General features: G+C 43.0%; 5 protein-coding genes, 2 pseudogenes and 1 riboswitch. Of the genes and pseudogenes, 2 read left to right on the forward strand and 5 right to left on the reverse strand.

The features are described 5' to 3' along the window. Positions 1-110: pseudogene (locus AC1P5O_RS15765) on the forward strand (IS701 family transposase); the annotation flags it as partial. An 85-nt stretch (positions 111-195) separates the two neighbouring features. Here the strand turns inward: AC1P5O_RS15765 and uca are convergent. The 4 genes from uca to AC1P5O_RS15785 all read right to left on the reverse strand — a co-directional run bounded on the left by uca (position 196) and on the right by AC1P5O_RS15785 (position 6,441). Then, positions 196-3,801 (reverse strand): urea carboxylase, encoded by a 3,606-nt coding sequence (gene uca / locus AC1P5O_RS15770; protein WP_262466460.1) that lies wholly within the window; start codon positions 3,799-3,801, stop codon positions 196-198. 3 nt (positions 3,802-3,804) lie between these two features. Further along, positions 3,805-4,470 (reverse strand): urea amidolyase associated protein UAAP2, encoded by a 666-nt coding sequence (locus AC1P5O_RS15775; RefSeq protein WP_262466461.1) that lies wholly within the window; start codon positions 4,468-4,470, stop codon positions 3,805-3,807. 11 nt (positions 4,471-4,481) lie between these two features. After that, positions 4,482-5,219 carry an urea amidolyase associated protein UAAP1 gene (locus AC1P5O_RS15780; protein ID WP_305157770.1) on the reverse strand — a complete coding sequence of 246 codons (738 nt, stop codon included), beginning with the start codon at positions 5,217-5,219 and terminating at the stop codon, positions 4,482-4,484. 28 nt (positions 5,220-5,247) lie between these two features. Then, positions 5,248-5,350, reverse strand: a riboswitch (guanidine-I (ykkC/yxkD leader). 197 nt (positions 5,351-5,547) lie between these two features. Next, positions 5,548-6,441, reverse strand: a complete 894-nt coding sequence (locus AC1P5O_RS15785) for a LysR family transcriptional regulator (RefSeq protein WP_071852308.1) — start codon at positions 6,439-6,441, stop codon at positions 5,548-5,550. Positions 6,442-6,733: 292 nt separating this feature from the next. Here AC1P5O_RS15785 and AC1P5O_RS15790 point away from each other — a divergent pair, with 292 nt between their 5' ends. Further along, positions 6,734-7,483 carry an HAD family hydrolase gene (locus AC1P5O_RS15790; RefSeq protein WP_348942333.1) on the forward strand — a complete coding sequence of 250 codons (750 nt, stop codon included), beginning with the start codon at positions 6,734-6,736 and terminating at the stop codon, positions 7,481-7,483. On the opposite strand, the pseudogene AC1P5O_RS15795 reads toward AC1P5O_RS15790, so the two are convergent. Further along, positions 7,464-7,562 (reverse strand): annotated as a pseudogene (locus AC1P5O_RS15795) (IS1 family transposase); the annotation flags it as partial. The gene AC1P5O_RS15790 and the pseudogene AC1P5O_RS15795 overlap by 20 nt on opposite strands.

The raw sequence follows: 7,562 nt of genomic DNA on the forward strand, positions 1-7,562 counted from the left end.
AAAATGTATATCGTTGGCAGAAGAAATTATTTAGACCAATTATCAAAAACTTCATTGATGACTTTATTCTCGATAAAAATCATCTGCTACCACAGAGAGTCTATAAATAACAGTGCGTAAGTCCTATAATTTAACAAAAATATAAAAAATATAAAAAAAAACCGCCCTTACAGGCGGTCTTTTTTATATATACCATCAAGCCACTGGTGCTAACGTAAACAACACTTGCCCCGTTTTCACCGTTTGCCCTTTTTCAATGGTAATCGCATCCACTCGCATACGCTCAGGCGCAATAATCGGAATCTCAATCTTCATCGCTTCAATCACCGCAAGCGTTGCACCTTCTTCCACAATATCACCCGACTGACATTCAATTTTCCAAATTGAACCCGGCATATGTGATTCCACCGCACAACCACCTTCAGGCACTTCAACACCTTCGCCATCATCCACAGCATCTAGACTTTCAGAGACATATTCCGCAAGACCTGCTTCATGCCAGCGACGGCGCTCTGCATCAAAGTTGGCTTGTTGCACCGCTTTAAATGCCGAAATAGATTCTTGGTTTTCAGTTAAGAAGTCGTTGTATTCTTTTAGATTCAATACACCATCTTCAATGCGTAATTTTAAACGCCCTGCTTTAAAGTCCTCACGCATTTGCATGAGTTCCGCTTCAGACACTTCATAAAACTTAATTTGGTCAAAGAAGCGCAGTAACCACGGCATACCTTGTTCAAAGTCAGGGTTTTTACGGTAGCGTGACCACATTTGCGAAGTACGACCGACAAACTGATAACCCCCTGGACCCTCCATCCCGTAGACACACATATACGCACCGCCAATACCCACGGCATTCTCAGGCGTCCAAGTGCGTGCAGGATTATATTTTGTGGTGACCAAACGCTGACGCGGATCAAGTGGCGTTGCCACAGGCGCACCCAAGTACACATCGCCCAAGCCCATGACCAGATAACTTGCGTTATACACTACATCTTTCACAGCTTGTTTGTCTTTTAAGCCGTTAATACGACGGATAAATTCGATATTGTCCGGACACCACGGCGCATCTGGACGTACGGTTTGCATATAGCGTTCAGTAGCCAATTGCGTTTGTGAATCTTCCCAAGCCAGTGGTAAATACACGGTACGTGATGGCACTTGCATCTCGGTGACATCAGGCAGTTGCTCTTCAGCGACTTGAAGCATACGCAGTAAATCAATCTGATCGAGCTGGGTCGAATCAAAGTGAATTTGCAGTGAACGAATGCCCGGTGTCAGGTCAATAATGCCTTGAATATTTTGATCTTTCACCCATTGCATCAGCGCATGAATACGGAAACGTAGGTTTAAATCTAAAACTAACTCGCCATATTCCACCAACATATAGTTGTTACCGGCAGGACGATACACCACATCAGGCGTACCATTTTGACCTTTTAAGGTATCTAAAATGGCAGATTTCAGCGTACTGATTTCAGGATAAAATGCTTCATCAAAAGTCACCGCTTGCGTATCTTGGGCAGTTAATTGTGCATGATATTTTTCGTTCAGCAATTTCGCTTGATGATAGCTGAGAGGTACAAATTTGACTTTATCGCCGGCTTTGAGCTGACCGAGTTTCCAAAGCTCAGAATTGATCACCACCGCAGGACACACGAAACCACCGAGGCTTGGGCCATCTGGACCTAAGATAATTGGCATATCCCCAGTAAAGTCGATGGCACCAATCGCATAAGCATTGTCGTGAATATTGGATGGATGCAGACCCGCTTCGCCACCGTCCTGACGAGCCCATTCTGGTTTTGGACCAATCAAACGAATTCCGGTACGGCTAGAGTTGAAGTGAATTTCAAACTCGTTGGCAAAGAAGGTATCAATGTCGTTTTTGGTAAAGAAATCAGGCGCACCATGTGGACCGTACATCACCGCAATTTCCCAAGAATTGGAAAATGTTGGGATTTGATCTTCTATTAAGGCTTTCACGTCATCAGATGTAAATGCCGTGATTGGAAGCATATCGCCAATCAGTAAATTACGCCCCGCATGACCGCCAAACTGACCCAAGGTAAAAGTCGCTTGTGAGCCTAAATATTCAGGCACATTCAGACCACCTTTAATCCCGATATAAGTACGGCAACCTGTGGCGATCTTGCCACATTTCAGCGTCTGACCTTTACGCACATTCACAGTTTGCCACATTGGGACAGCAACACCATCCAACGTCGATGGCATATCGCCACCTGCCAAGACAATTTGGCTATCGCAATGGAATTTTAAACTTGGTCCTTGGAGTGTACATTCTAGCCCTGCGGTATTCGGTGCATTGCCCAACAATTGGTTTGCGACATTCAAAGACAGCGGATCAATCGCACCTGATGGCGGAACACCAACATCCCAGTAACCTAAACGTCCTGTCACATCTTGCACGGCGGTTTGAATGCCCGCTTGTAGCACTTCAATTTTTTGAGTTTTCCACTCAAAGGTATTTAAAAAACGTGTGGTTTGCGTACCGGCTTTAAAGACATTGCAGTCGATAATGTTTTGTAGATATTCAAGGTTGGTTTCAATGCCCGCCACTTGGGTTTTAGCGAGCGTAACTGTCATGGCTTGAATTGCAGAATCACGATCATCCGCAGTCACAATAATTTTGGCAATCATTGGATCATAAAAAGATGAGACGTTTGAACCTGTTTCTACCCAAGTTTCATTACGCGCGTTGGCATCGAACTCAACATGCGTCAAAAGTCCTGCACTTGGTTGGAAGTTTTTGATTGGATCTTCGGCATAAAGACGCACTTGAATTGAATGTCCTTGTGACTCAAGTTTTGATGTTGGTGCAACCCAATCGCCACTGCCTAAAGTCACCATCCATTCCACAAGATCGACACCAAAGACTTGTTCAGTAACGCCATGTTCCACTTGTAGACGGGTATTCACTTCCAAAAAGTAGAATTCTTGTGTGTCAGTATCCATCACAAATTCAACCGTACCTGCCGAACGGTAATTCACCGATTGCATTAATTGAATCGCAACATTTTGGATGTAGGCACGTTGTTCATCGTTTAAGTGTGGTGCAGGCGTTTCCTCAATGACTTTTTGGTTACGACGTTGCACCGAACAATCACGCTCGCCCAGTGCTAGAACTAAACCGTTGCCATCACCAAAGATTTGCACTTCGATATGACGAGCATTTTGTACGAATTTTTCTAAGTAAAGGCCTGCATCTTTAAAGTTGGCTTGCGCTAAATAAGACACGGTTGCATAAGCTTCTTTCAGCTCCTCCGCATTCCACACCAAACGCATGCCGATACCACCACCGCCTGCGGTACTTTTCAGCATTACAGGATAGCCAATACGTTCCGCTTCAAGCAGTGCTTCGGCTTCGTCTGCCAACAACTGACTGCCCGGAAGTAATGGTACATTGGCTTGAATTGCTAATTCACGTGCAGTATGTTTGAGACCAAAAGCTTTCATTTGCTCGGCATTTGGCCCTAAGAACACAATGCCTTGCGCTTCACACAGATTACAGAATTCGGCATTTTCAGACAGGAAACCATAGCCCGGATGAATCGCTTGCGCACCGGTATATTTGGCCACTTCTAAGATCTTATCGACATTCAAATAGCTTTGGCTCGCAGGTGCATCGCCAATAAAGACCGCTTCATCGGCTAAAGTCACATGTAAAGAATCACGATCCGCTTCTGAATACACCGCAACCGATTGAATGCCTAATTTTTTAAGGGTACGAATGACACGACAAGCAATTGCACCACGGTTAGCAATCAGAACTTTATTAAACATAACTTATGCCTCCTCGCCTTCACGCACAACCAGCTGAATTTGTGTCGGGTTATAGGCATTGCATGGGTTATTCAGTTGTGGGCAGTTTGAGATCAGTACAATCAAATCCATCTCGGCTTTGATTTCGACATATTTCCCCGGTGCAGAAATACCATCATCAAATTTTAAGTGACCCTCTGAAGTGACGGGAACATTCATAAAGAAGTTAATGTTTGGTCCAATGTGGCGCACGTTTAAACCATGCTTTTTGGCAATGGGATGTTGTGACAACGCAATCATGAAATTGTTACGGCAACTGTGCATTGGGTATTTGTCATGGGCATAACGGACCGTATTACTTTCACATGAACATGCACCGCCTAAAGTGTCATGGCGACCGCAATTGTCATCGTTTATAGTGGCGATTTTATTGCCAAAGTTGGTATATAAAGTCGTACCTTTTTCTAGATAAATTTGACGGTTCATCGCCAAAGTATCGGTTGCGCTATAACGCTCTTCAGGGTTATGTGCGGAAATAAACAAAGTATCCACCGCCTGGTTGCCTTCAAGGTCAACGATACGGAAGTACTGGCCTTTTTTGACTTCGCACATCCACGCTTCGCCGGCAGGACATACTTCGCTCAGTACTGATTTTTCATGATTTTGTGTTGGGTTTACGAGTGCAGTCATGATCATTCCCCTTAAGCAGTTAAAGCGTAGTAGCGATTATTATTTTGGAACGCGCGCTGATTTTGCGGGCATGAGTCACGGCAGACATCGGTCTGTTGTAGCGGAAGAGCTTTAAACAGTGACAGTTGAATATCAGCAGGTGCATATTCAGATGAATTATCTAAAGCATGCGGTGCGCTGGATAAGAACACCAAACAATCCATTTCAAAACGTAGTTCAATCACTTGATCGGTATTATCAGATACGACATAAGACAAGTTGCCGTTGTCATCCGGTGCAACTTTTGAAAATAGGTTTAAGCTACTACTAAGATCCGTCGCCGATAAGCCAAATTTGGTCATCTCTAAAAGCAAGCTGTCTTTACCGTTGCGGTACATGTCGTTACGCGCATCTTGGAAGCTTTGCTTGCCAAACTGTTGTTCGATTTGCTGTGCGGTACTTGGCGCACAAAAGGCATCATTCCAACTATGGTCATCTTTAACAATCGAGATCATCGCACGACCTAAATCAGACGCCAAAATGTGCCCTGTACTTAAAAATGCGCTGTGTTGACCTTTTAAGCTGTCTGGCATGTTATAGGCTTCAAGCTTATCTTCGCTATTCACACAAAACAGTGAAACATTGGCATTTGCGCCTAAAGATTTAAGTTGTAAAACTGCGCCACGCTGGATGCGTGCTGACCAGTGGTGTCCACCCGGTAAACGTTCAGTCCAGAGGACTTGATCTTCGTGATAAGTAGTTGTGCTCATATGCATCCATCCCAATCTTGTACGGTTTACCTCCCGGGCTTTTATCCCTCCGTGTAGCTTGAGCTTGAAACTTAAGCCGTGAACTCTCGGTCGCTGCGCATGCAAATGCCGGAACCCTAGATCACTTTTTCTCTAACAGGGTTAATGCAAAGGCTGTGCCAATTTAGTAATACTGTTTTTATGTTTCGTAATACTATTATTAGGATTTGACTGATCAATTCAGGTGCAAGACTCTGCAAAAAGCATCAAGATGTACCAAAATAAAAAAATCCCGGCTTGAACCGGGAGTTTAAAATCTAGAGATGAGAACTCAATCTAAGTTGTAGAGTTATTTACTTAAAATCTCATGCAGGATATTGCGTAACCATTGATGGCTGGTTTTATGATGACAGGACATATGCCAATACTGCTTTACGGAATAGGTCGGGAACGCAATTGGCGCATTAAAGATCTTGAGATTGCCACGTGATAACAGGACTTCACTCAAATAATAAGGCACGGTCGCAATCGCATCGGTTTCCTGCACTACCAGTCCGACTCCCAGATAACTTGGCAGACGCATTAGAATGTCACGCTTAAGTTCCAGATTCAGCAATTCATTTTCGATATGGTAATGCCCCATCCCGGCATCAATATCGATATGCGTTTCACGTAAATACTCTTCGGTCGTGATGCTGTCACCCGTGAGCCGCGGATGATCTTTCGCCGCGATCACTACATAATATTGCTCAAACAGTTTCTGCTGATAAAAGCCATTCTCCAGATTTGGCAAGAAGCCCAAAGCCAGATCAATCTCGCCATTGGCCATTTGATAGCTGGTTTCTGACGTAATCGGACGCACATTCAGACGGATATGGGACGCATGCTGCTTCAGATACTGTGAAATTTTTGGCAACAGTACCAGATGCGATACATCAGTCATTGCCAGTGTAAAGCGCTGCTGTGAAGTGACCTGATCAAAATTGATAGTAAAGTTATTAATGGCTTCAACTTTGCTCAGTGCTTCACTGACCAAGGGAAAGAGCTGTTTGGACAGGTCTGTCGGCAGCATTTCATTACCAATACGTAAAAATAAAGGATCACCATAATGCTGGCGAATTTTATTCAGCAGATTGCTCACCGCTGGCTGGCTCATATCTAAATGATCGGCTGCCTGAGATACGTTTTTAAATTTATAGACATAATAAAAAATACTGAGCAATTTACAGTCAAGTTCAAACACAGAAATACATTTCCTTTAACTTTCTCATCATTCGGACAGGTCTTTCATCCGCATAAGTCTATTGAGGGTCAGATTAAAATATAACACTTCGCAACTATTTTCAGGATTAAACTCGCTGTAATTTTCCGAAAAAAATACTTTTGCCAGATGAATAAATCCATTAAAAAGTACCTCAACAAGTACCTCAACGCAAAATTTCCAGCCCGGTTTGCTCAGGTCAGTTAAACATTTAAATCGTATGCGATATACTCAGCCACACCCAATAAATGGTAAAAATACAGAGAAATCTTATATGTTTCAGGATAAAAAGCTGGTCTGTTTTGATCTGGATGGTACGTTGATTGATTCTGTAGGCATCTGGAATCAGGTCGATGCAGCCCTGATTGATGAGCTCTCCAACAGAAAAGTCGATTTACATGAGATTCAGCAACAGCGCGATCTTCAACTTACCGCCTTGAGACATAGACCAGATCCTTATCTGGAATATTGTGGATTTTTAAAAGAACAATACGGTTTTGAACCAACTAAAGAAGAAGTAAAAAATCGTCGTTATAAAATTTCCCGACATTTTCTGGATCATATCGTCGAGTTAAAACCTCAGGCAGACCTCCTGATTCAGGCTTTAAAACAGCAACAGATATCACTGGCTTTGACCACCACCACCAGTTTATTCAATGTACAGCGCTATCAGGATAACAATCGAAATATTAATTCTAAAATCAGCTTTGATGAGGACTTTTTCTTGATTCTCACCCGTGAAAATGTCCAGAACATTAAACCTCATCCCGAAGTTTATCTGAATATTTTGCAAGCCTTTAACCTTCGACCTGAGGAATGTCTAATTATTGAAGACTCTCTAGTCGGTGTAGAAGCAGCAAATCATGCGGGCATCGAGGTAGTGGCAATTTATGACCAGCACTCCGCTCATGAAATAGATTTGATCAAAGCCAAAGCAAATTATTATGTCGAAGATTTTGCTGAATTATTAAGTTTCGGGTGGTGTTTCAAAAAGTATGCTGGCGTTAAACAAATCCGTTATTAAGGTAAAAGAAAGTCAAATCAAAGGCTTTAAAATGATTTTCGAGCTTTTTAGAAAAGTTGCAACTTCTCCTAAATCCACG

The sequence above is a fragment of the Prolinoborus fasciculus genome, from assembly GCF_056724605.1.